Genomic DNA, 20,555 nt, shown 5'->3' with positions numbered 1-20,555 from the left:
ATCCCCTGCCGCTTGGACGGAGCTTGCGAAGCGACTTTGATTCGCCGGGCGAGCTGCCTGAAAAGATTGGGATTTTCCGCCGAATGTTTCGTCCCGCCGGGTGCGACGAAACAATTCTCGCGAAGATGAAACCATTTTCAGCTTTTGGCGCATCACGCGCGAAACGACGCATGGTTATCAGCGTCACAACGACGACGCACCGCCGGCCACGGAATGGGACACAAGATCATGCGCGCGCTCAGCTTCATCCTTGCCTTCGGTTTCGTGCTCGCCGGCTCCTCGTTTGCGGGCGCGCCGGATGGCAATCTGCCCGGTGTCGGCACCTTCCAGTACAGCGGCTCGCCCGTCATTCCGGCGCCGCAGCCAGTCGTGCTTGCCGCGCGCTTCTGATCGCCTTCAAGAAAATCAGCCAATAAAGGCCATCATGATTGCCCGCTTCTGCGCCGCCGCATTCGTAGCTCTTCTGACCATCAACGCTGCCGAGGCGCAGGTGCGCGCTCCCTCCAGGCTACCGGATCCCCGCAGCGAATTCGTGCGCCAGTGCGCGCCGCGTATGCTCGGCCGATGGGAGCACCCCGAGGAGGTCTGCGGCTGCCTGCACGATCACGCCGCTGCCGCCGTCGAGGACCGCGATTTGCGCGACGCGCTACTGCGCGGGATCAGCGAGACCGGCGTGCCGACGATCGAGACCGAGTGGGTGCCGGCGTCCAAGCAGAGCGAGATCGGCCCGACCTTCACCAGGATCGCCAAGCCGACCCTTCAGTGCATGTTCGATCCGGCGAAATCCTAAGCCATCATTTCGATTTCGGACCGTAGCGCGGCACGCAGGCGGCGGTCCGCGCCACGCCCTTATCGGTCATCTTCGAGCCCCGCACTTCCTTGACCTGCCCGGCGGGGCAGGTTCCGTCATCCACCTGCACGCGTTGGCCGAGCTTGAGATCGGTGATGTCCTGCTCGCGTCCGACGGTGACGGCATGCGCTGTGGTCACGAGCGCGGCGGAGATCAGGAGCGAGAGGCAGGCTGCACGGCGCAGAAGCATGATGAGAGATCCCGGCATCGATACGACAGTGTAGGGATGAGCCGGCGATTCTGATAGTGAACCTTCGTCACGCCCGCCGGGCCGACCTCGCGCGCAGCGCCGTGCGCGATGCCCGCGCGAGCCGTTCGGCGGAGGCGACGAGCTGTGGAACCGCGTGTCCGGAAAATCCCAGCACGAAGCCGGGCAGGGAAGGGGCGCGCGAATAGGTGTCGGCGAGCAGCCAGCCCTCCGCACCCGCGGCCTGCTTGGCCTCTGCTGCGACCGACAGGTCGACCGCCGGATCGAAGCGGGCGACGAGGTGCAGCCCTTGCGAGGGCACCGGCACCGACAGCGCACCGCCGGAGGCGGCTGCCAGTGTCTCAGCCAGCGCATCGCGCGCCTCTCGATAAAGCTTGCGCACCCGCTTCAGATTCGCGGCGAAGGCGCCGGAATTGAGCATGTCGGCCACCGCGCCTTCCATCAGCGTGCCGGGAAAGCGGTCGAGCGCAGCGCGCGCGGCGGTCACGTTGGCGATCAGGCGCTCGGGCAGGGCGCAATAGCCGATGCGCAAGCCAGGAAACAGCGTCTTGGCGAACGTGCCCATGTAGATCACGCGCTGGAGGTGATCGATGCCGGCAAGCGACATCAGTGGCGCGCCGTCATAGCGAAACTCGCTGTCGTAATCGTCCTCCAGCACGAAGGCGCCGGCTTGCCTCGCCCAATCCAAAAGCTCCAGCCGCCGCGGCATCGACATCTGTACCCCCAGCGGAAACTGGTGCGACGGCGTGACGTACGCCGCGCGCGCGGACGGCGCTGCCGTGCGCCCCCTGGCGACCCGCAAGCCATGCTCGTCGACGGGAACGGGCACGGCGCGGTAGCCGCAATGCGCGATGGTGTTTCGCGCAGCGGGGTAACCTGGGTCCTCGCACCACACTGGGTCGTTGGGTTTCAGAATTGCGCCGAGCACGATCCGCAGCGCGTGCAGCGTGCCCGAGGTCAGCATGATCTGATCGGGATCACAGCGCAGTCCGCGCGCCGACAACAGATGATCAGTGATTGCCGCACGCAGCTCGCGGCTGCCGCGGGGATCGCCATAATGCAGATGTTCGGCCCCGAACGCGCGCATGCGCCTGCCAACGAAGGCGCGAAAGCGCTGCACCGCGCGCTCGTCGATATGAGTGCAGCCGAGCGAGAACGCGCCTTGCTTTGGAGCTTCCACTACGATCTTCGGCTTGTTCGGTTCAGTTGCGCGTGCCGGGATACGCTTAGCGACGAATGTGCCGGAGCCGACGGTCGCCGCGGCAAAGCCGTCGGCGATCAGCCGCTCGTAGGCGATGATGACGGCGTTGCGGCGGAAGCCCGTCTGCCTCGCCAGCGTCCGCGACGGCGGCAGCGCCTCGCCGGGCTTGACGAGGCCGGAGACGATGATCTCGCACAGCGCCTGATACAGCCGGTGCGCGGCCGACGCGCCTGGCGTGATATGCGCCCCGGTAAGGTCGAGCGGCAGCTCGGCTTTCGTCGGGGACTTGGCAGGCACGGGAGAATTGGTCGGAATTTTTTGCATGGAATTGGCACTATCGCAGACCAAATCGGCCGCTACAACTCGCCTGGAATTGTTCCAATCCCGACAGGAGCGGCCGTGGGCGAGACCGAGACTCAAAATTCCTATCCGACGTCGGCGCGCAGCCAGGTGAAGCGCCGCCACGACCGCGGCTTCTACGATCACGAGACGGTTCATCGCATCCTGGATTCCTCGATGCTCTGCCACGTCTCCTATGTCATCGACGGCCAGCCCTATTGCACGCCGACCTTCTTCTGGCGCGAGGGCACAAAACTCTACTGGCACGGCTCGAGCGCCAGCCGGATGCTGCGCAACCAGAGCAAAGGCGAGCGCGTCTGCCTGACGGTCGCGCATCTCGACAGCCTCGTGCTGGCGCGCTGCGGCTTCAACCACTCGGCGGATTATCGTGCCGTGATGGCGTTCGGCACCGCCTATCTCGTCACCGACGCGGCCGAGAAGGAGCGGGCGGCGGTCGCGATGGTCGATCGCTTCTTCCCGGCGCGCACCGCCGGCCTGCGGGCCAGCACCGCGCAGGAGATCAAGGCGACCTCCTTCATCGCGATGGAGATCGAGGAGGCCTCGGCCAAGATCCGCGCCAAGGGTGTTGCCGATGACGATGAGGACTACGAACTGCCAATCTATGCCGAGCGCATTCCGGTCCGCACCGTGCTCGGTGCGCCGGAACCGTGCCCGCGCCTGCTCGGCGGCGTGACGCGCCCTGCGACGCTGAGCGGCTATTCCGAAGGCCGGCTGCTCGAAGATGCATTGCGGGGTGCTTATTTTGTGGAGTACCCGAACGGCTGAAATCGGCTAGCTTCGCACTCCCTGAGCCATCCGAACGCCTGGAGTTGCCCGATGAATGCCGAAACGCAGCAGAGGATTCTTGACGCCGTCGACGCCGGCTTCGAAGCCCAGCTTGCGACCACACGCGATTTCGTCGCGATCCCTTCGACCCGCGGGGCGGAGGGGCCGTGCCAGGACATGATCGGCGACCTCCTGCGTGCGCGCGGCTATGAGGTCGACGACTGGCACATCAATGTCGATGATCTCAAGGCTCTGCGCGGCTTCGGTCCGATCGAGCATGATTTCTCCAAGGCGCGGACCGTGGTCGGCACGTATCGTCCGGGGACCGAGGCCGGCAAATCGCTGATCCTCCAGGGCCACTGCGACGTGGTGCCGGCAGGGCCGCTGGAATTGTGGGACACCCCGCCGTTCTCGCCTGTGATCAAGGACGGCAAGATGTTCGGCCGCGGCGCCTGCGACATGAAGTCCGGCACCATCGGCGCGCTCTATGCGCTGGATGCGATCAAGGCCGCGGGCCTCAAGCCGACAGCGCGGATTCACTTCCAGTCCGTGATCGAGGAGGAGAGCACCGGTGTCGGCGCGCTCTCGACGCTCCAGCGCGGTTATCGCGCCGACGCCTGCTTCATCCCCGAGCCGACCGGCGGCAAGATGGTGCGCTCGCAGGTCGGCGTGATCTGGTTCCGCCTGCGCGTGAAGGGCCATCCGACCCACGTCGCCTTTGCCGGCTCGGGCTCCAATGCAATCATGGCGGCCTATCATCTGATCCAGGCCCTCCAGAAGCTCGAGATCGAGTGGAACGAGCGCGCCAGGGCCGATCGGCACTTCAAGACGCTCAACCATCCCATCAACTTCAACCCCGGTATCATCAAGGGCGGCGACTGGGCCTCCAGCGTGCCGGCCTGGTGCGATGTCGATTGCCGCATCGCCATCCTGCCGGGCTGGTCGGTGGCCGATCACCAGAAGGAGATTCTGGCCTGCGTCGCGGCCGCGGCGCGCAACCACCGCTTCCTCGCCAACAACCCGCCGGAGATCGAATGGTCCGGCTTCCTGTCGGAAGGCTATGAGCTGACCGGCGCCGCCGCGCCGGAGGCCGCGTTCGGCAAGGCGTTCAACGCCGTCTATGGCGACGCCGTCGAGGATCTCGTCTTTACCGCGCTCACAGACACGCGCTTCTATGGCCTCAATCACGGCATCCCCAGCCTGTGCTTCGGCGCCAGCGGCGGCGAGATGCACGGCTTCAACGAATTCGTCGATCTGGATTCGCTGAAGAAGTCGACCAAGGCGATGGCGCTGTTCATCGCGGAGTGGTGCGGGGTGGAGAAGGCGTAACTCGAACGGCATCGGCGATGCGCTCCCTCTCCCGGTTGCGGGAGAGGGTCGGGGAGAGGGTGTCTCCGCTGGAAAGACCCCCCAACTGTGGAGAGAGCCCCCACCCGGCGCTTCGCGCCGACCTCCCCCGCAAACGGGAGAGGTGTTACGGAGAACCCCGCAGCCACCTGCCGCATCCAGATGCTTTAAGCTTAAAAGAAACACTAGGAGGTCGGGCGCACCAGTGGCAGACTGGCGCCCGAAGACCGGGGCCCTGGGAGCAATGATGCGCGATTGGGATGATGCTTATGCCAATTCAGCCCATGTCCCGGGCTCGGACAAGCTGCCGGCGCAATGGGCCGAGCGGGCTGCGGCCTACCGGGCTGGCCTCAAGGATTTTCACGCTGACATCGCCTACGGGTCCGGCGAGCGCCAACGCCTCGACCTGATCCGGCCCGACAGTGACAGCAAGGGGCTCGTCGTGTTCGTCCATGGCGGCTACTGGATGCGCTTCGACAAATCGACCTGGACCGATCTGGCCGAAGGCGCGCGCCATCACGGCTGGACGGTGGCGCTGCCGAGCTACACGCTGACGCCGGCGGCGCGCATCTCCGACATCACCGCCGAAATCACCGCCGCGATTGGCAAAGCGGCCGCGCTCGTCGCAGGGCCGATCCGGCTCGCCGGTCACTCCGCGGGCGGCCATCTCGTGACGCGCATGTTGTGCGACGACAGCCGGCTGGATGGCGCCATCTACAACCGTATCGCCGGCACGCTCTCGATCAGCGGGCTGCACGATCTGCGTCCGCTGCTGAAGACGAAGATGAACGACACGCTCCGCATGACCATGGAGGAGGCGAGCCTCGAAAGCGCCGCGCTGCATCTGCCGCGCGGACATTCGCCGCTCACCGCCTGGGTCGGCGGCAGCGAGCGGCCGGAATTCATCCGCCAATCCGACCTGATCGCCAACATCTGGACCGGGTTCGACGTGCCGACCCGCCTCGTCGTCGATCCCGGGCTCAACCATTTCAGCGTGATCGACGGATTGAAGGATCCATCGTCGCCGATCACCGCACGCCTGGTCGGCCTCGATTGAGCAAGGGCAGGGATGATCGATCGGGAGGGACTGTCATGACGTCCAGCGACTACGATCCCACGAGCGAAGGCGCGGAGACCGATTTCACCCGGCGCATGTCCTACGGTGACTATCTGGCGCTGGACAAGATCCTCGGCGCACAGCATCCGCTGTCGGAGGCGCATGACGAGATGCTGTTCATCATCCAGCATCAGACCACGGAGCTGTGGATGCGCCTTGCCATCCACGAGCTCAGCGCCGCGCGCCGCGCTATCGCCCAAGACGAGGTGCAGCCCGCGATGAAGATGCTGGCGCGGATGTCGCGCATCTTCGAGCAGCTCAACAACGCCTGGGACGTGCTGCGCACGATGACGCCGAGCGAGTACACCCGCTTCCGCTCGCAGCTCGGCCAGTCCTCCGGCTTCCAGTCGCGCCAGTACCGGCTGATCGAATTTTTGCTCGGCAACCGCAACCACGCCATGCTCAAGCCGCACGCGCACGATGCGGCGACCACAGAGCTGCTCGAAGCCGAGCTCGCGACGCCGAGCCTCTATGACGAGGTGCTGCGGCTTGCCGACCGCCACGGGCTCAAGATGCCGGCCGCGGTGCTCGCCCGCGACGTCCGCGAGACCCACAGTCTCAACGAAGGCGTGCTGCAGGCCTGGCGTATCGTCTACGAGGCGCCGGAGACGCACTGGATGCTCTACGAGCTCGCCGAAAAGCTGGTCGATTTCGAGGACTATTTTCGGCGCTGGCGCTTCAACCATGTGACGACGGTCGAGCGCGTCATCGGCTTCAAGCGCGGCACCGGCGGCACCGGCGGCGTCAGCTATCTCAAGCGCATGCTGGAGGTCGAGCTGTTTCCCGAGCTCTGGCGTGTCCGTACCATTCTCTAGAGATGACCATGACGAAGTTGCGCGTCTATGACGACACCAAATCGCTGTTTCATCTGCCTGACGGCGTGATCTATCTCGACGGCAACTCGCTCGGCGCGTTGCCGCTTGGCGCTGCCGCGCGGGTCAATCGCGTCATCACCGACGAGTGGGGCAATGAGCTGATCCGCGCCTGGAACAGTGCGGGCTGGTATGCCCAGCCGCGCCATGTCGGCGACCGTATCGCGCGGCTGATCGGCGCCGAGGCCGGCTCGGTGATGGTCGGCGACACGCTGTCGCTCAAGGTCTATCAGGCGCTCGCGGCCGCGCTCGAGATGAATGCATCGCGCAAGGTCGTGCTGTCAGACACCGGCAATTTTCCAACCGATCTCTACATGGCCGAGGGCCTGATCGCGACGCTCGGGCGTGGTCAAAAATTGCGCCTGGTGGCACCGGAAGAGATCGAGGCCGCGTTGTCGCAGGAGATTGCCGTCCTGTACATCACCGAGGTCGACTACCGCACCGGGCGCCGTCACGACATGGCGGGGCTCACCGCAAAGGCGCATGCGCTGGGGATCGTCACGGTCTGGGATCTCGCGCATTCGGCCGGCGCGCTGCCGGTCGATCTCGCCGGCTGCGGCGCCGACTTTGCGGCGGGGTGCACCTACAAATACATCAATGCCGGTCCCGGCGCGCCCGCCTTTCTCTACGCCGCGCCGCGCCATGCCGATCACGCGCGCGCCGCGCTGTCGGGTTGGATGGGGCACGCCAAACCCTTCGCATTCGAGCTTGGCTATGCGACCGCCGGCGGCGTCGAGCGCATGCGCATCGGCACGCCGCCGGTGCTGGCGATGGCGGCGCTGGAGGCCTCGCTCGACATCTGGGATCGGGTCGATATCGCCGAGGTCCACACGCGCTCGCTGGCGCTCGGCGATCTCCTGATCGCCGAGGTCGAGCGCCGCTGTCCGTCCTTGAAGCTTGTCACCCCGCGCGCGCACGAGCACCGAGGCTCGCAAGTCTCCTTCGCCTTCGAGGGCGGCTACGCCGCGATCCAGGCCCTGATCGCCCGCGGCGTCATCGGCGATTTCCGCGCGCCCGATATCATGAGGTTCGGGATCACGCCCCTGTATATCGGGAAGGATGAGATCATCCGCGCCGCCGAGCTCATCGAGGAGGTGATCGCAGGTGAGGTGTGGCGCCGGCCCGAGTACCAGGTGGTGAAGGCGGTGACGTGAGGGGGCAAAGTCAGCCCGGCCATTACCTCCGACGTCATTGCTTTGCCGCAAGGGGCCATTCACCTTGAGAACACAACGAATTGGGAGGAGATCCGATGACGCCGCTCGAGAAACTTAAAGCGATGAAGATGCCCTTTGCCGAGCTCAAGGGCGTCGAGTTCGTCGAGGCCGAGAAGGATCGCGTGGTGGCACGGATGACGGTCAGGCCCGATCTCTGCACGCTTCATCACACCGTTCACGGCGGTGCCGTGATGGCGCTGGCCGATTCCGTTGGCGCGGCGGCGACCGTGATCAACCTGCCCGAGGACGCCAAGGGCACGACCACGCTCGAGAGCAAGACCAACTTCATCGGCGGCGCCAAGGAGGGAACCACGATCATCGCCACCGCCACCCCAGTGCACCGGGGCCGGCGAACCCAGGTCTGGACCACCCGATTGGAGACCGAGGACGGCAAGCTGGTCGCCGTGGTGACCCAGACCCAACTGGTCCTGTGAAACTGCGGGATGCTTGATTTTGTTAACTAATTCGTCGCTCTGATGCCCAAAACTTGAGCGGGTTCCCTCTTGAAAGATTTGCTGCGTCGCACAATATTGGAGGCCTAGGGATTCGGAACGCCTCCTCGAGGGACACCAAGAGGAGTTTGATGTGATACTTGAAGACACCACCCGCATCGCGACCGTTCCCGGCTATGTGCGGACCCTGAGCCAGCAGGAAGAATTGCCGCTTCTGCGCGATCACTTGCTCAGGCTGGATGCCGCAAGCCGGCACGACCGCTTCAACGGCTTTCTCGACGACAGCTTCATCGAGCGTTACGCGGCCCGCTGCGCCGAGGATGGCACCGTGATTGTTGCCTATATCGTCGACGGCGTGGTCCGCGGCGCGGCCGAACTGCATCCGCCGGAAGGCGATTCGCTGCCTGAGGTCGCCTTCAGCGTGGAAGCATCCGTGCGCCGGCAGAACGTCGGCACCACTCTGTTCAGCCGCCTGATCGCCGAAGCGCGCTGGAAGGGTTTTAGGCGCCTGCGCATCACCACCGGCGCCGAGAATCACGCGATGCGAGCGCTCGCCAGGAAGTTCGGCGCGCATCTGGAATTCCACCATGGCGAATCGACCGGGACGATCGATCTGACCAAGACGACCGAAGCCGAACTTGCCGACCTCGCGGCCGCGCCGTTCAAGGCGGGGCGCGCGCTGATCAGCTTCAATTCGGCCTGCTGGAAGATCATCTCCAGCATGTACGGCAATCGCGCCGCCTGAACCGGAAAGCGGACTGGAATCAAAAAGCGGACCGGCAAAACCGGTCCGCTTTCGTATTCTGGGTCGTGAAATGAGCGTTCAGGTGCCGGTGCGCTTGTCGTTGCCGAATCGGCGAACGACACGGCGTTCGACCACCACCGAGCGCTGTGCGCCCTGTTCGCCGGCGATCACACGCGTCGCGGTGATGCGGCTGTTGGTGCGGGCCTGCTTCTTCACCTCGGCCTGGACCACGTCGAGCGGCATGCCCATCAGCGCTGCGGCGATCTCGGCCTGCTGCTCCTGGTCGTCGGTGATGCCGACGGCGGCGAAGATCGCCTCGTCCAGAGTGGGCGGATCGTGGCGCACGCGCCGCGTGCCATATTTGGTATTCCAGTCTGCGCTCATAACGGCCTCATCTTGATGCCGGGATACCTAGTGCCGCGGATGTTGCATTGCAATATGGAATCGGTGTGACATCACAGCTATGCGCCGGTCGGGTGTCACGGCGGTGACGTGACGCCGGAGTCGACCTCAACCCATTGCTGCGGCCAGCGTTTCAGGGCCGCGCGCCCGGCCTCGGTTAGCCCGTAGATTCCCCGGTCGGCACGCGCGAACCAGCCGTACACATTGTTAAGCAAGATCTTGCCGGCATCGGGACAGCGTTCGCGTAATTCGCGCACGCGCCGCGGACCGTCGGCGAGCGCCGAGGCGCAGGCCAGCGCCTGCTGCCGATAGGCTGTCATGATCGGCGCACGCGTGCTGCCGCCGAGCACCGGATCGCCCTGGCGGCGCTGATGTTCGGCAACGAGGCGAGAGCGCACCTTCGGCTCGCGGCGCGGTGCTGCGGTCGGCGGCTTGACCAGCACCTCGACCTGGCCGCGCTCGGTGATCCCGAGCATGCCGAAGCCGAGCCGGCGGCAGAGATTGCGATAGCGTGCATCGCTCTCGCGCCCCTTGCCGCGGATCGACATCTTGGCGGCGATCCAGACCTCATCGGCTGCCGATGCGCGATCGACCGCCTGCAGGATCAGCTCGAGATTGAACGCGAGCTTGAGTTCGCCGATCACGACGACCGGCGGATCGCCGGCGCTGAGGCCGACGAGATCGCAGCCGCCGATCTCACCCTTGACGGTGAAGCCGAGCTCTTCGAGGAAGCGTTTGACGGGAAGGTAAAGCGTAGTTTCCACGGCAGGTCCGATCGGAGAATCAGGTGCGGGGCAGTGTAGAGCCTTCCCGGCTCGGATTGAATCCAAGCCGGCGCGCAGCACTGCGATCCGACTGCAATTACACCCGCCCAGCCACCGGGATCAGCGCGCCGGAGATGCCACTCGCGGCATCGCTGGCGAGGAACAGGATGACTTCGGCGAGTTCCAGCGGCGTAACCCATTTGGAAAAATCCGCCTTCGGCATGTCGGCACGGTTCGCCTTGGTGTCGATGATCGACGGCAGCACCGCGTTCACGGTGACCTTGCCTTTCCATTCGTTCGCCAGCGCTTCGGTCAGGCGGTGCACGCCCGCTTTCGATGCCGCGTAGGGACCCATGCCGGAGCCGGCCTGAAGCGCGCCCATGGCGCCGATATTGACGATGCGACCAGCCTTCGAGGCGGCCAGATGCGGCAGCGCCGCGTGCGAGCTGTTGAGCGCGGTCAGCAGGTTGAGCGCGTGCATGCGCTGCCAGGTCTTGATGTCGCCGTCGCCGACGGTCTCGAAGGCGAAGCCGCCGGCGATGTTGATCAGCGCGTCCAGCTTGCCGAAATGTTTCGCAGCAGCTTCAATCGCAGCCTTCGCCTGCGCTGCATCGGACAGATCGACGCCACCGATCTCGATGCGCTCAGGCGTTGCGGGGGCTTGTGAGGGCGCATGGTCGATGCCGGCAATGCGCGCGCCGCGCGACAGCGCGGTCTCGGCGACCACCTTGCCGAGTGCGCCGAGCGCGCCAGTCACGACAATGACTTTTCCCTGCACGAGACTCTCCGTCGTTTCGCTTCGCGCCGACTATTGCGCGCGGTGAATTGGACTTGCAATGGCGGCGGCTTCAAGGCTGAATGATCGGTGCAACTTTAGATCGTTTCAGGGTTTCCCTGCATGGCAGATAATTTTCCGACCGTCGAATTTCCCGCAAGCATCGTCACCCTGGAACACCCGCTCGCACATTTCCGCCAGGCGCTGTGCGGAAGCGGCCCGGTGCAGATCGTAGCGATGGGATCGTCCTCGACCGCAGGTCTCGATAATGTCGTTCCCTATCCCGCCCGGCTCGAACTCTATTTGAGAAAGCATTTCAGGGATCACGATACTCATGAGAGCATCCGCATCGACGTGTTCAACCGCGGCCGGGGCGGCGAGGAGGCGCCAGAAGAGTTGGCTCGCTTCCAAACGGATATCTTTCAGGACAATCCCGCGCTGGTCATCTGGCAGGTCGGAACGAACGCGGTCTTTCACAAGGAAGACTACAAGGTCGCCGACGTGATGGCCGCAATCGAGGAAGGTCTGGATCGGCTGAGCGGCCACAACTTCGACGTCCTGCTGATCGATCCGCAATATACGACAGCAATGCTCACGGACGATCGCCGCGCGCTGTCCGAAGAGATCGTGCGGTTGATCCGCGCCGCGGCCGAAGATGCGGGCGTCAACCTGTTCCAGCGCTGGGCGCTGATGCAGCACTGGCACAAGCACAACAACGTCTCGCTCAAGCAGTTGGTCGCTCCGGACGATGGCTCGAAACTGCATCAGAGCGACTGGAGCACGATGCAGGTGTCGCGAGCCCTTCGTGCGGCGATCATCAAGGCGATCGGGTTGACGAGCTCGACGGGGTGCGATTGCTGGATCACGACTGAAGGTAACGTGTCTTCAACTCATCCCGCTCCGGCGGACCCAGCCTGAGCCCGTCGCGCAAATAGGTTTCGAGGTCGCCATATTCCTTGGCGATGGCGTCGAACGCCGCGGCAAGATACGACGCCTCGACGCTGCCGATGGCGTTGCGGACGTCCTCGGGCAAGTCGATGGCGACCGTCGCGTCGCGTTTGTAGTGCTGGTTGGTCAGCAGATAGTCCTCGGCAATGATGTCGTCGGGCACGCCGAGCGCATGCAGGATCAGCGCGCTGGCGAAGCCGGTGCGGTCCTTGCCGGCGGTGCAGTGGATCACGAGCGGCGCACGGTCTTCGAGGAGATGGCCGAACAGCATGCGGAAGCTGTGCGTGTTGTGGCGGACATAGTTGCGGTAGGAGTCGCGCATGATCTCGAGCGCGACCGGCGCCGTCAGCGTGCCCCTATCGAGCTCGGCGCGCAGCGCGGCGACGACCGTCGGCTCGATCGGCAGCGAATACACGGCGATCTCATCCATTACGCAGACGCCGGCGGCGCGTTCGTTCAGCCCCCGAAAGTCGAATGCGCTTTTAACGCCCAGCGCGCGCACGATCTCGACGTCGGCAGCCGTGAGCTGGCCGAGATGGTTGGACCGGAAGATGTGCCGCCAGCGCGTGGTGCGGCCGTCGACGGTCGGATAGCCGCCGAGATCGCGAAAGTTGCTGGCGCCTTGCAAAGCGAGGTGACGGGCAGGGCAGCCGCTTGAGGAAGAGTCTTGCATGGGCTCGGCTTGGGTTATGGTTCCACTGGACGCGCGGCTGGCGTCCTTTGAGTCTATTACGGGGGCGATCATGGACCGGCACAAGGCCATTGTTTTGGCGATCACCATGCTGGCGGGCGGAATTTCCGGCACGCGGCCGGCCGACGCGCAGACGTTCCGGACCTACCACTGCGCCGATGGTACGGAATTCATCGTGGGGTTTTATGACTACGACAAGCGCGCCTTCCTCCAGATCGACGGCGAGCCGGTCACGCTCGCCAAGCGGCTGGCGGTCTCGGGCGCGCGCTATTCGGGAGGCGGGATCACGCTGAGGATTCCCAGGAACGGCGCCACCACGGTCAAGCATCTGAAGCGGCCGGTGACGGCCTGCGCGGTGATCTGAACGGCGCCCCGCCTGCAAGAATCAAAAAGGGCCGAAACCTCGTGGCTTCGACCCTTTTTCCAATTGCCATCCCGCGCAGTGAAAGCGCGGCGGTAACCCTGCCACAGGCATCAGCGGTCCCATTTCGGCTTGGCTTCGTCGACCGCGTCCTGGTGGTACCAGCTGTCGCTGCAGATCGAGACGTTCGCGGGAGGCGATGTGTGATCAGCGGGAAGGCGGGTCTCGCCATCGCGGCGTCCGGCGAGAGCCGCGCGGCCCCCGACCGGAAATTGATAGATCTTCGCAGATCCCTGACTTAGACCATTGTTCATCATGGCGATTTCTCCTTGGTCAAAGCGCCTTGGCCTCCATGGTGCGCCCGACTCGTTCGATTGTGGTTACTGGAATCCCCATATCGGCCGCGCCCTTCGAATTGGAAAGTGCCCAAGAGGAAATCAGTTGCCGCCTAATTTTTGGGCAGCCGACCCTTTGCACCCTCCAAGGCATTGGCTTGGTGACCAACGCCTCGGCCATTCCAAAGGTTGCTGGGCAGGGGCGGGTCGCTTTACGGAAATTGCCGGGCGTTGATGCACGTTTGATCGGCAACCTCCGGCATGGGCCGGCATGCTTCAGAATCGTGCGTTTTCCGCGGGATTTTGCAGCGCAGCTTCACGCGAAGGTGCGCGGCTATGACGCACGTCACTATGGACGATCCGCCGGCGGCGGCGCGCGCCCCGCGGTGGTGGAAAACCTCGCGCTCTGCGGCCTTTTGGCACGCAAAATGCTTGTAAGGGGCCGGCCGATGATGGCCGGGTACAAACGTGCGGGGGCTCTCAACCCCACCTTTCGCATCATCTACAGAGAGGCTCAATGACCAAGTATAAGCTCGAGTACATCTGGCTCGACGGATATACGCCGACTCCGAACTTGCGCGGCAAAACCCAGATCAAGGAATTTGCGTCATTTCCGACGCTCGAGCAGCTTCCGCTCTGGGGCTTCGATGGCTCCTCCACCCAGCAGGCCGAAGGCCACAGCTCCGATTGCGTGCTGAAGCCGGTCGCGGTCTTCCCGGACGCCGCCCGCACCAACGGCGTGCTGGTGATGTGCGAAGTCATGATGCCCGATGGCAAGACACCGCATCCGTCAAACAAGCGTGCCACCATCCTCGATGACGCCGGCGCCTGGTTCGGCTTCGAGCAGGAATACTTCTTCTACAAGGACGGCCGTCCGCTCGGCTTCCCTGCCTCGGGTTATCCGGCGCCGCAGGGCCCGTACTACACCGGCGTCGGCTATTCGAACGTCGGCGACGTCGCCCGCAAGATCGTCGAGGAGCATCTCGACCTCTGCCTGGCTGCCGGCATCAACCACGAAGGCATCAACGCGGAAGTCGCCAAGGGCCAGTGGGAATTCCAGATCTTCGGCAAGGGCTCCAAGACCGCGGCCGACCAGATGTGGATGGCCCGCTATTTGATGCTGCGCCTCACCGAGAAGTACGGCATCGACATCGAGTTCCACTGCAAGCCGCTCGGCGACACCGACTGGAACGGCTCGGGCATGCATGCCAACTTCTCGACCGCCTATATGCGCGACGTCGGCGGCAAGGAGTATTTCGAGGCGCTGATGGCCGCCTTCGAGAAGAACCTGATGGACCATATCGCCGTCTACGGCCCGGACAACGACAAGCGCCTGACCGGCAAGCACGAGACCGCGCCCTGGAACAAGTTCAGCTACGGCGTGGCCGATCGCGGCGCTTCGATCCGCGTTCCGCACTCCTTCGTCAACAACGGTTACAAGGGCTATCTGGAAGACCGCCGTCCGAACTCGCAAGGCGACCCCTACCAGATCGCTTCGCAGATCCTGAAGACGATCGCGTCGGTGCCGACCGACAAGAAGGCCGCGGCCTGACATCCTCCCGGCCCGGGCTGGGGGCTGGCCCGGGCTGCTCTTCGATCCGCCGGAGCAGATAGGCTCCGGCGGATTTTTGCATTCTGATGACGGCCGTTGCGCGGTCGGCGGACCTTGCCTTGCGTGAAACTTGTCCGTCGCTGCCGAAACCGGGATAGACTGCCGGCGGGATGTGCGCTGGGGCCGGGGACACGGCTGGTGTTTGAGGGTTTCTACAAGGTGCGGTTTCAGCTCGGCGACGCCGTCGGCCACAGCGTGATGCATGCCGGCAACGGCACGATGCTCGGCGGCAATTCGGCGTTCGCCCATATCGGCACCTACGACAAAACCAACGACGGCGTCGACATCGTGATCAAGACGGTGCGCCACAACCCCGATCCGAACTACCGCGCCATGGCTGGTACCGACGATGCGACGCTGATCGCAAAAGGCTGGGCCGATGGCGATCTCTATCGCTTCAAGGGCGAGCTGAAGGAGTTGCCGGGCGTGCCATTCCAGTCGGTGATGACGCCGATCACCGAAGATGAGGTGCCGATCGCCGGCGGAGTCGGCGAAGGCGGCATCACCGATGGTCTCTACTCGATCCATCTGCGCATGCTCGACGGCGTCGACGGCGGGCTGACCGGCGTGATGCTGCTCAACCGGGGCCGCATCCTCGGCGGCGACGCCTCGTTCTATTATCTCGGCAGCTACACCGCTGCGAGAGGCCGCTGGAAGGGCCAGATCCTCAACCAGGAGCACACGCCGGCCAAGGACGATCCGATCTTCGGCGGGCACGAGGTCGGCATCGGCTTCTCCGGCAGTTATGACGGCGAAGGGGCGGTGCTGGACGCAACCGCGCTGGCCGGCAAGCGCAGCCTGCGCCTCACCGCTGCGCTCAAGCTGATGCACCGCGCCTGAAATTTATCCGGGAAGACACATGGCAAACACCATTCGCATGCTCTCGACGCTCGGCCTGATGGGTGCGATGCGCAGCCTGTCCTCCGCTTTCGAGACCGCCAGCGGCATAAAGGTCGATGCCGATTTCGCGCCGACCCTCGCGCTCGTCAAGCGTTTGCGCGCCGGCGAGGCCGCCGATCTCGTGATCCTCACCCGCGAAGGGCTCGACGAGATGATCGGCGAGGGCCGGGTCATTGCCGAGAGCGCGGCCGGTCTGGCGCGCTCCTTTGTCGGCATCGCGGTGCGGCCAGGACAGGCCCATCCCGACATCACGACCGCAGCCGCGCTGCGCACGACGCTGCTCGCGGCCCGGTCCGTCGCCTATTCGCGGCTCGGGGCGAGCGGGGTCTATTTCGCCCAGCTGCTTGTACGGATGGGGATCGCGGCCGAGATCAACGCCAAGGCCACCATCGTCGAGCAGGGCTTCACGGCGGAGCGGCTCGTCAGCGGCGAGGCTGATCTGGCCGTGCAGCAGATCAGCGAGCTGAAGCAGGTGCAGGGCATCGAGGTCATCGGACCCATCCCGCTCGATTTGCAGACACCGGCGGTGTTCTCCGCCGGCCGCATGGCGAACGCGGCACATGCCGAGGCAGCCGATCGTCTGCTGCGCTACCTGGCATCGCCGGAGGCCATACCCGTGCTGCGCCGGTCAGGACTGGAGCCTTGAATTTGCCGGGGCGGGGCCGCAACGTGGCACGCATGCGGACTTGTCTCATTGCCATCGTTCTTACGCTGGCCGCGCCGCTCTCGGCGCAGGCGCAATCGGCCGACCTCGTCCTGTGCGACCGTGTGGCCGCCGATCCGAGAGAGACGACGTCGCGGCGCGCGCGTTGTTCGAGAAGGCGGCGGCGCAAAACCATCCCGGCGCGCTGGAGCGGATGGGCGCCTTCGCGCAGGAGGGCAGGGGCGGGCCGAAGGACAAGGAGGCCGCAAAAGGCTATTACGAGCGTGCGGCGGCGCTCGGCGACGAGGACGCCAGGAAGGCGCTGGAGCGGCTGCGCTGCCCTTATGCGATCAAGAACAAGCAGGGCCAGTTCGTCACCACGCTGTGCTTCTGAACAGACCCGGCACGTGCCGGAACCTGGCTCGCGCGTCCGCCGTTGATAACCAGACAAGACGGAGCGCAACCATGATCCGCAAACTCGCATCCGGCGAATATCGCCTCTATTCACGCAAGGTGAATCCCAAGACCGGCAAGCGCCGTAATCTCGGCACGTTCAAGAGCCGCGCCGCGGCCGAGAAGCACGAGCGCGAGGTGCAGTACTTCAAGCGTCACTGACGCCCGATGAGCGCCGTCGGGGCCGCGCAAACAAAAGAGTCGAAAACAACCCCATGCACAGTAGCCGGGGCGCTGAAATCACAACGAAATCATGTTTTGCGGATTCACCGAAGCAAAGCTTGACCCGTCGGGCAAAACAGGGGCATGGATGGCATCATGCAGGGCGGAGTCCGCGAACGACCCTGCGCGGAAAAGCCGAGATGCTGAACCAGGAGCACACGCGGGTCATATCCGCATGGCGGACAGTCGCGCGGCAAGGACATCGATCGCGGCGCGGACCCGCCGGGGCATGGCGTCGGCGGCCCGCTTGGGCCAGACGATCTGGAGCGGAATGGGTGGCGGCTCGTGGCCAACCAGGATCTGCTCGACGTCGCCCCGATCGATCAGCCGACGCACCTGCCAGAGTGGGGCGAGGCCGATGCCAAGACCGGACGCGACGGCAGCGTTGCGTGCCGCCGCGCTTTCCGAGCGAAAACGACCGTGCACGTCGATGCGCCGCTTGGTGCCGCCAAAGGCCCATCTATCGTCGTCGCTGGCGCGCAACACGCATTCATGGCGGGTGAGCTCGCGCGGATGTTCGGGACGACCGTAAGCTTCCAGATAGGCGGGTGCCGCGAACACGGCCCAGCTCAGTCCACCAAGGCGGCGGATTCGCAGATTCGAGTCCGGCAAATGCCCGATGCGGATGGCGAAATCCAACTTTCCGGCGACGAGGTCGACATGCTCGTCGGACAGGACGAGTTCGATGGCGATGTCCGGATTCCGCGTCAGGAACTGGCCCAGGGCAGGGGTCACATATTCGGGGCCGAACAGGCTCGACGTGCCGATGCGGATGGTGCCGGCAAGCCGCCGGTCGCTGGCGAGCAGATCTTCGCGCGCGGCGTCGATGGTGGTGAGGGCGAGGCGGATGCGGCCGGCAAATTCGAGGCCGGCCGCCGTCGGACGCAGGCGCCGCGTCGTTCGCGATATGAGCTCGACGCCGAGATCGTCCTCGAGCCGCGCCAGCGACCGGCTGACCGACTGCAATGTTTTGCCGAGACGCGCGGCCGCCGAGGTCAGGCTGCCCTCGTCGATGACGGCCAGAAACGTGGTGTAATCCGCAAACGAGGTCAGGGCACTCTCCCGAAAAGCGAGATAATATATCCCTTTTGACGGATATTATCACGGCGGCTCGGACGTGTTGTGAGTGGGGCTCCCGATGACCAGGAGCTTCCCATGATGACGCCAGACGCCTCCACCGCAAGAGGCCCTCTCGCAGCCCTGACGCCTCTCTATGGCGACCCGATCACGTTCGATGAAGCAACGCTCATTGCGGAGGCGGCGCGTGCGGAGGCGCAGCGCCATGGCTGGCCCATGGTGATCGCCATTGCCGACAGCGGCGGCCATCTCGTTCTGCTGTACCGGCTCGACCAGGCGCAGCATGGCAGCGTGCTGGTCGCGCAGCAGAAGGCGAGGACCAGCGTCGATTTCAGGCGGCCGACCGGGGCGTTCGAAGCCGCGCTGGCGGATGGCGGCCTTCACCTGCGGCTGCTGGGCATGACCAATTTGACGCCGCTGGAAGGCGGCCTTCCGATCCTGCGCGAGGGCAAGGTGATCGGAGCGATCGGCGTATCGGGCATGCAGTCGACTCAGGATGCGCAGGTTGCCGCAGCTGGACTTGCGGCGTTCGCGGCTTGACGGCCCGCAGGCGGCCTCTTTGGAGTAGCCAGCTCTTCGGCTGAGAGCGCACGGGCAATCTCATCCGGTCGATTGCCCGCTGACCCCGCGAGTTATTGTCTCTCCAGGAGAACGAGCCGCTGCCGGATGCGCGAGGCGACCGCCGAGCGGCGCGACAACCACGTCCCGCGCTAGAACGTCTCCTCATGGCGTCCGGTTGCTCGATTCTTGGCGCTTCCAATTCTTGGCGCTTCCAATTCTTGGCGCTTCCAATTCTTGGCGCTTCCAATTCTTGGCGCTTCCAAGGATCGATGCGCCAAGGATTGACGGAATCCCCCCGTCCACCATACCCTCCCGCGACTGCCGTCGATGACTCCGGCGTGAGGGAATAGGGGAGGCGCCACGTGAAGATCCTTATGTTCGCGATTCCGGTCTTCATGGTCACGATCCTCGTCGAGGCGGCGATCGCGTGGCGGATGGGGCGTCGCGGGGTATACGACGTACCCGACACCATCACGAGTCTGCACCACGGCGTACTGAGCCAGGCCATCGGCGGCTTCGCCAAGCTTATCGACGTCGCGCTCTATGTCGCGGTCTACGAAGCCTTCCACCTCGTCGAATGGAGCCGCGACAGCGTCCTGCCATGGGTCGCCGCGTTGCTGCTCTACGACTTCTCCCATTACTGGTACCACCGCTTCAGCCACGAGATTCCCGTGCTCTGGGGCAGCCATGTCGTCCATCATTCGTCGGAATATTTCAACCTTTCGACCGCGTTGCGGCAGCCCGCGACCGCCGCGCTGTTCACCTGGATCTTTCACCTGCCGATGGCCGTGTTGGGCGTTCCGCCGGTGATGTATCTCATCGTCGGGCTGGTCGATCTGCTGTACCAGTATTGGGTGCACACCGAACTCATCGGCCGGCTCGGCGTGCTCGACCGCATCCTGGTCACTCCGTCGAACCATCGCGTGCATCACGGTCAGAACGACTACTGCATCGACAGGAACTACGGCGGGATCTTCGTCCTCTGGGACCGGATGTTCGGCACCTTCGTCGACGAGCGCGACGGCGAAAAGATCGCCTACGGAGTGCGCAAACCGCTGCGGAGCCTGAACCCGCTCTGGAGCAACCTTCAGGTGTACGCGGACCTGATCCGGCAGACCCGCGCGGCTCGCGGGCTCGCCGGCAAGTTAGCGGTCTGGTTCGGAAGGATACAGGCGCCGGAGCCGCTGGATCCGTCGGTCGTGCGTCGTTACGACCCCGAGACGCCGCGGGCGGTCGCCGCCTACGGAGCAGTCCAGTACACGCTCACGATGGCGATGCTTCTGCATTTCCTTTACGGCTTCGAAGCCTTTCCGGTGCAGGTCTCCGTCACCTATTCCATAGTCATCTTGGTTTCATGCGTGACCATCGGCGGCGTCCTGGAAAGAAGTCGGACCGCCTTCGCGGCCGAAACGGTGCGACTGGGCGCGCTCGCGCTGGCCTCGATGGCGTTGCCGGACTGGTTCGGCCTGCCGCTGCCGACGGCGGCCCGCGCCATCGCGACAGCGGGCGCGCTCGCCGCCGGAATCTGGTTGCTCGCGCTTCGCCGCGAGCGACGGTCCGCCCCGGCGGCGGCCTGACCGATCGGAGGCCGGAACGAAACCCAGGCGGCCCGTCGCGACGAACCGGGCTCGTTCTCCGGAAGGAGGGCCAGCGCCGGCGCTGTGCCGGAGAACGTCGAGC

General features: G+C 64.9%; 27 protein-coding genes and 1 pseudogene. 19 read left to right on the top strand and 9 right to left on the bottom strand.

Annotation, left to right across the window (positions count from 1 at the left end; all coding sequences use genetic code 11):
• Window positions 1-228: 228 nt before the first annotated feature.
• Together JJB99_RS21420 and JJB99_RS21415 are read left to right on the top strand one after the other, a co-directional pair.
• Window positions 229-390 carry a hypothetical protein gene (locus JJB99_RS21420; protein WP_200494304.1) on the top strand — a complete coding sequence of 54 codons (162 nt, stop codon included), beginning with the start codon at window positions 229-231 and terminating at the stop codon, window positions 388-390.
• Between the two features lie 34 nt (window positions 391-424).
• Window positions 425-790: a hypothetical protein gene (locus JJB99_RS21415; RefSeq protein WP_200494303.1), complete on the top strand. Its 366-nt coding sequence runs from the start codon at window positions 425-427 to the stop codon at window positions 788-790.
• Between the two features lie 4 nt (window positions 791-794).
• Here the strand turns inward: JJB99_RS21415 and JJB99_RS21410 are convergent, their stop codons facing one another.
• Window positions 795-1,040, bottom strand: a complete 246-nt coding sequence (locus JJB99_RS21410) for a DUF6719 family protein (RefSeq protein ID WP_200494302.1) — start codon at window positions 1,038-1,040, stop codon at window positions 795-797.
• Window positions 1,041-1,107: 67 nt separating this feature from the next.
• Complete coding sequence (locus JJB99_RS21405; RefSeq protein WP_200494301.1) at window positions 1,108-2,583, bottom strand: PLP-dependent aminotransferase family protein; 1,476 nt, start codon at window positions 2,581-2,583, stop codon at window positions 1,108-1,110.
• A 75-nt stretch (window positions 2,584-2,658) separates the two neighbouring features.
• On the opposite strand from JJB99_RS21405, the gene JJB99_RS21400 reads away from it, so the two are divergent.
• From JJB99_RS21400 to JJB99_RS21370, 7 genes are all read left to right on the top strand, one after another.
• Window positions 2,659-3,384, top strand: a complete 726-nt coding sequence (locus JJB99_RS21400; RefSeq protein ID WP_200494300.1) for a pyridoxamine 5'-phosphate oxidase family protein — start codon at window positions 2,659-2,661, stop codon at window positions 3,382-3,384.
• Window positions 3,385-3,435: 51 nt separating this feature from the next.
• The gene (locus tag JJB99_RS21395; protein ID WP_200494299.1) at window positions 3,436-4,713 is read left to right on the top strand and encodes an ArgE/DapE family deacylase; all 1,278 of its coding nucleotides are present in this window, start codon (window positions 3,436-3,438) and stop codon (window positions 4,711-4,713) included.
• A 265-nt stretch (window positions 4,714-4,978) separates the two neighbouring features.
• On the top strand, window positions 4,979-5,788 hold the full coding sequence (locus JJB99_RS21390; protein WP_200494298.1) for an alpha/beta hydrolase: 810 nt from the start codon (window positions 4,979-4,981) through the stop codon (window positions 5,786-5,788).
• A gap of 35 nt (window positions 5,789-5,823) precedes the next feature.
• Window positions 5,824-6,663 carry a tryptophan 2,3-dioxygenase gene (kynA, locus tag JJB99_RS21385; RefSeq protein ID WP_200494297.1) on the top strand — a complete coding sequence of 280 codons (840 nt, stop codon included), beginning with the start codon at window positions 5,824-5,826 and terminating at the stop codon, window positions 6,661-6,663.
• Window positions 6,664-6,671: 8 nt separating this feature from the next.
• Window positions 6,672-7,874, top strand: a complete 1,203-nt coding sequence (gene kynU, locus JJB99_RS21380; RefSeq protein WP_200494296.1) for a kynureninase — start codon at window positions 6,672-6,674, stop codon at window positions 7,872-7,874.
• Between the two features lie 95 nt (window positions 7,875-7,969).
• Window positions 7,970-8,368, top strand: a complete 399-nt coding sequence (locus JJB99_RS21375) for a PaaI family thioesterase (protein WP_200494295.1) — start codon at window positions 7,970-7,972, stop codon at window positions 8,366-8,368.
• Between the two features lie 151 nt (window positions 8,369-8,519).
• Entirely contained in the window at window positions 8,520-9,131 is a 612-nt protein-coding gene (locus JJB99_RS21370; RefSeq protein WP_200494294.1) for a GNAT family N-acetyltransferase, read from the top strand.
• A gap of 78 nt (window positions 9,132-9,209) precedes the next feature.
• On the opposite strand, the gene JJB99_RS21365 is transcribed toward JJB99_RS21370, so the two are convergent.
• From JJB99_RS21365 to JJB99_RS21350, 4 genes are all read right to left on the bottom strand, one after another.
• On the bottom strand, window positions 9,210-9,515 hold the full coding sequence (locus JJB99_RS21365; protein ID WP_015686575.1) for a hypothetical protein: 306 nt from the start codon (window positions 9,513-9,515) through the stop codon (window positions 9,210-9,212).
• Between the two features lie 95 nt (window positions 9,516-9,610).
• Window positions 9,611-10,297 carry a DUF2161 domain-containing phosphodiesterase gene (locus JJB99_RS21360; protein WP_200494293.1) on the bottom strand — a complete coding sequence of 229 codons (687 nt, stop codon included), beginning with the start codon at window positions 10,295-10,297 and terminating at the stop codon, window positions 9,611-9,613.
• A gap of 97 nt (window positions 10,298-10,394) precedes the next feature.
• Entirely contained in the window at window positions 10,395-11,075 is a 681-nt protein-coding gene (locus JJB99_RS21355) for an SDR family oxidoreductase (protein ID WP_200494292.1), read from the bottom strand.
• Between the two features lie 105 nt (window positions 11,076-11,180).
• On the bottom strand, window positions 11,181-11,408 hold the full coding sequence (locus tag JJB99_RS21350; RefSeq protein WP_200494291.1) for a hypothetical protein: 228 nt from the start codon (window positions 11,406-11,408) through the stop codon (window positions 11,181-11,183).
• Between JJB99_RS21350 and JJB99_RS21345 the strand changes: the two genes are divergently transcribed.
• Window positions 11,310-11,990 (top strand): SGNH/GDSL hydrolase family protein, encoded by a 681-nt coding sequence (locus tag JJB99_RS21345; RefSeq protein WP_349629026.1) that lies wholly within the window; start codon window positions 11,310-11,312, stop codon window positions 11,988-11,990. The genes JJB99_RS21350 and JJB99_RS21345 overlap by 99 nt on opposite strands.
• Here JJB99_RS21345 and JJB99_RS21340 read toward each other — a convergent pair.
• A complete protein-coding gene (locus JJB99_RS21340) occupies window positions 11,935-12,693 on the bottom strand; it encodes a tyrosine-protein phosphatase (RefSeq protein WP_200494289.1) in 759 nt (252 codons plus the stop codon). The genes JJB99_RS21345 and JJB99_RS21340 overlap by 56 nt on opposite strands.
• A 70-nt stretch (window positions 12,694-12,763) precedes the next feature.
• Between JJB99_RS21340 and JJB99_RS21335 the strand changes: the two genes are divergently transcribed.
• Window positions 12,764-13,075: an MliC family protein gene (locus JJB99_RS21335; protein WP_200494288.1), complete on the top strand. Its 312-nt coding sequence runs from the start codon at window positions 12,764-12,766 to the stop codon at window positions 13,073-13,075.
• A 110-nt stretch (window positions 13,076-13,185) separates the two neighbouring features.
• Here JJB99_RS21335 and JJB99_RS21330 read toward each other — a convergent pair whose 3' ends face one another.
• The gene (locus JJB99_RS21330) at window positions 13,186-13,389 is read right to left on the bottom strand and encodes a DUF2735 domain-containing protein (RefSeq protein WP_200494287.1); all 204 of its coding nucleotides are present in this window, start codon (window positions 13,387-13,389) and stop codon (window positions 13,186-13,188) included.
• Between the two features lie 26 nt (window positions 13,390-13,415).
• Between JJB99_RS21330 and JJB99_RS21325 the strand changes: the two genes are divergently transcribed.
• The 6 genes and pseudogenes from JJB99_RS21325 (at window position 13,416) to JJB99_RS21300 (ending at window position 17,177) form a co-directional block, all read left to right on the top strand.
• Window positions 13,416-13,928 carry a hypothetical protein gene (locus JJB99_RS21325; protein ID WP_200494286.1) on the top strand — a complete coding sequence of 171 codons (513 nt, stop codon included), beginning with the start codon at window positions 13,416-13,418 and terminating at the stop codon, window positions 13,926-13,928.
• Window positions 13,925-14,959, top strand: coding sequence for a glutamine synthetase beta-grasp domain-containing protein (locus tag JJB99_RS21320; RefSeq protein ID WP_200494285.1), 1,035 nt, complete (start codon window positions 13,925-13,927; stop codon window positions 14,957-14,959). Before JJB99_RS21325 ends, JJB99_RS21320 begins: the two co-directional genes overlap by 4 nt.
• A 198-nt stretch (window positions 14,960-15,157) precedes the next feature.
• A complete protein-coding gene (locus JJB99_RS21315) occupies window positions 15,158-15,859 on the top strand; it encodes a GrlR family regulatory protein (protein WP_200494284.1) in 702 nt (233 codons plus the stop codon).
• A 19-nt stretch (window positions 15,860-15,878) separates the two neighbouring features.
• Window positions 15,879-16,565, top strand: coding sequence for a substrate-binding domain-containing protein (locus JJB99_RS21310; RefSeq protein WP_200494283.1), 687 nt, complete (start codon window positions 15,879-15,881; stop codon window positions 16,563-16,565).
• Window positions 16,469-16,956, top strand: a pseudogene (locus JJB99_RS21305) (tetratricopeptide repeat protein); the annotation flags it as partial. The gene JJB99_RS21310 and the pseudogene JJB99_RS21305, both read left to right, overlap by 97 nt.
• A gap of 71 nt (window positions 16,957-17,027) precedes the next feature.
• Complete coding sequence (locus JJB99_RS21300) at window positions 17,028-17,177, top strand: hypothetical protein (RefSeq protein WP_007609497.1); 150 nt, start codon at window positions 17,028-17,030, stop codon at window positions 17,175-17,177.
• Between the two features lie 225 nt (window positions 17,178-17,402).
• Here the strand turns inward: JJB99_RS21300 and JJB99_RS21295 are convergent, their stop codons facing one another.
• Window positions 17,403-18,236, bottom strand: coding sequence for a LysR family transcriptional regulator (locus tag JJB99_RS21295; RefSeq protein WP_246775313.1), 834 nt, complete (start codon window positions 18,234-18,236; stop codon window positions 17,403-17,405).
• A 156-nt stretch (window positions 18,237-18,392) separates the two neighbouring features.
• On the opposite strand from JJB99_RS21295, the gene JJB99_RS21290 reads away from it, so the two are divergent.
• Complete coding sequence (locus JJB99_RS21290) at window positions 18,393-18,854, top strand: GlcG/HbpS family heme-binding protein (protein ID WP_246774936.1); 462 nt, start codon at window positions 18,393-18,395, stop codon at window positions 18,852-18,854.
• Between the two features lie 383 nt (window positions 18,855-19,237).
• Window positions 19,238-20,452, top strand: coding sequence for a sterol desaturase family protein (locus tag JJB99_RS21285; RefSeq protein ID WP_200494282.1), 1,215 nt, complete (start codon window positions 19,238-19,240; stop codon window positions 20,450-20,452).
• Window positions 20,453-20,555: the final 103 nt, after the last annotated feature.

Origin of the sequence: Bradyrhizobium diazoefficiens, from assembly GCF_016616235.1 — a bacterium.
GTDB lineage: Bacteria > Pseudomonadota > Alphaproteobacteria > Rhizobiales > Xanthobacteraceae > Bradyrhizobium > Bradyrhizobium diazoefficiens_H.
This window is presented reverse-complemented; position numbering and strand designations above follow the sequence as displayed.

Coding starts and splice junctions, on each gene's coding strand:
- JJB99_RS21420 (WP_200494304.1), top strand. CDS start 229: ATGCGCGCGCTCAGCTTCATCCTTGCCTTCGGTTTCGTGCTCGCCGGC.
- JJB99_RS21415 (WP_200494303.1), top strand. CDS start 425: ATGATTGCCCGCTTCTGCGCCGCCGCATTCGTAGCTCTTCTGACCATC.
- JJB99_RS21410 (WP_200494302.1), bottom strand. CDS start 1,040: ATGCTTCTGCGCCGTGCAGCCTGCCTCTCGCTCCTGATCTCCGCCGCG.
- JJB99_RS21405 (WP_200494301.1), bottom strand. CDS start 2,583: ATGCAAAAAATTCCGACCAATTCTCCCGTGCCTGCCAAGTCCCCGACG.
- JJB99_RS21395 (WP_200494299.1), top strand. CDS start 3,436: ATGAATGCCGAAACGCAGCAGAGGATTCTTGACGCCGTCGACGCCGGC.
- JJB99_RS21390 (WP_200494298.1), top strand. CDS start 4,979: ATGCGCGATTGGGATGATGCTTATGCCAATTCAGCCCATGTCCCGGGC.
- kynA (WP_200494297.1), top strand. CDS start 5,824: ATGACGTCCAGCGACTACGATCCCACGAGCGAAGGCGCGGAGACCGAT.
- kynU (WP_200494296.1), top strand. CDS start 6,672: ATGACGAAGTTGCGCGTCTATGACGACACCAAATCGCTGTTTCATCTG.
- JJB99_RS21375 (WP_200494295.1), top strand. CDS start 7,970: ATGACGCCGCTCGAGAAACTTAAAGCGATGAAGATGCCCTTTGCCGAG.
- JJB99_RS21365 (WP_015686575.1), bottom strand. CDS start 9,515: ATGAGCGCAGACTGGAATACCAAATATGGCACGCGGCGCGTGCGCCAC.
- JJB99_RS21345 (WP_349629026.1), top strand. CDS start 11,310: ATGGGATCGTCCTCGACCGCAGGTCTCGATAATGTCGTTCCCTATCCC.
- JJB99_RS21350 (WP_200494291.1), bottom strand. CDS start 11,408: ATGAGTATCGTGATCCCTGAAATGCTTTCTCAAATAGAGTTCGAGCCG.
- JJB99_RS21340 (WP_200494289.1), bottom strand. CDS start 12,693: ATGCAAGACTCTTCCTCAAGCGGCTGCCCTGCCCGTCACCTCGCTTTG.
- JJB99_RS21335 (WP_200494288.1), top strand. CDS start 12,764: ATGGACCGGCACAAGGCCATTGTTTTGGCGATCACCATGCTGGCGGGC.
- JJB99_RS21330 (WP_200494287.1), bottom strand. CDS start 13,389: ATGATGAACAATGGTCTAAGTCAGGGATCTGCGAAGATCTATCAATTT.
- JJB99_RS21320 (WP_200494285.1), top strand. CDS start 13,925: ATGACCAAGTATAAGCTCGAGTACATCTGGCTCGACGGATATACGCCG.
- JJB99_RS21310 (WP_200494283.1), top strand. CDS start 15,879: ATGGCAAACACCATTCGCATGCTCTCGACGCTCGGCCTGATGGGTGCG.
- JJB99_RS21300 (WP_007609497.1), top strand. CDS start 17,028: ATGATCCGCAAACTCGCATCCGGCGAATATCGCCTCTATTCACGCAAG.
- JJB99_RS21290 (WP_246774936.1), top strand. CDS start 18,393: ATGATGACGCCAGACGCCTCCACCGCAAGAGGCCCTCTCGCAGCCCTG.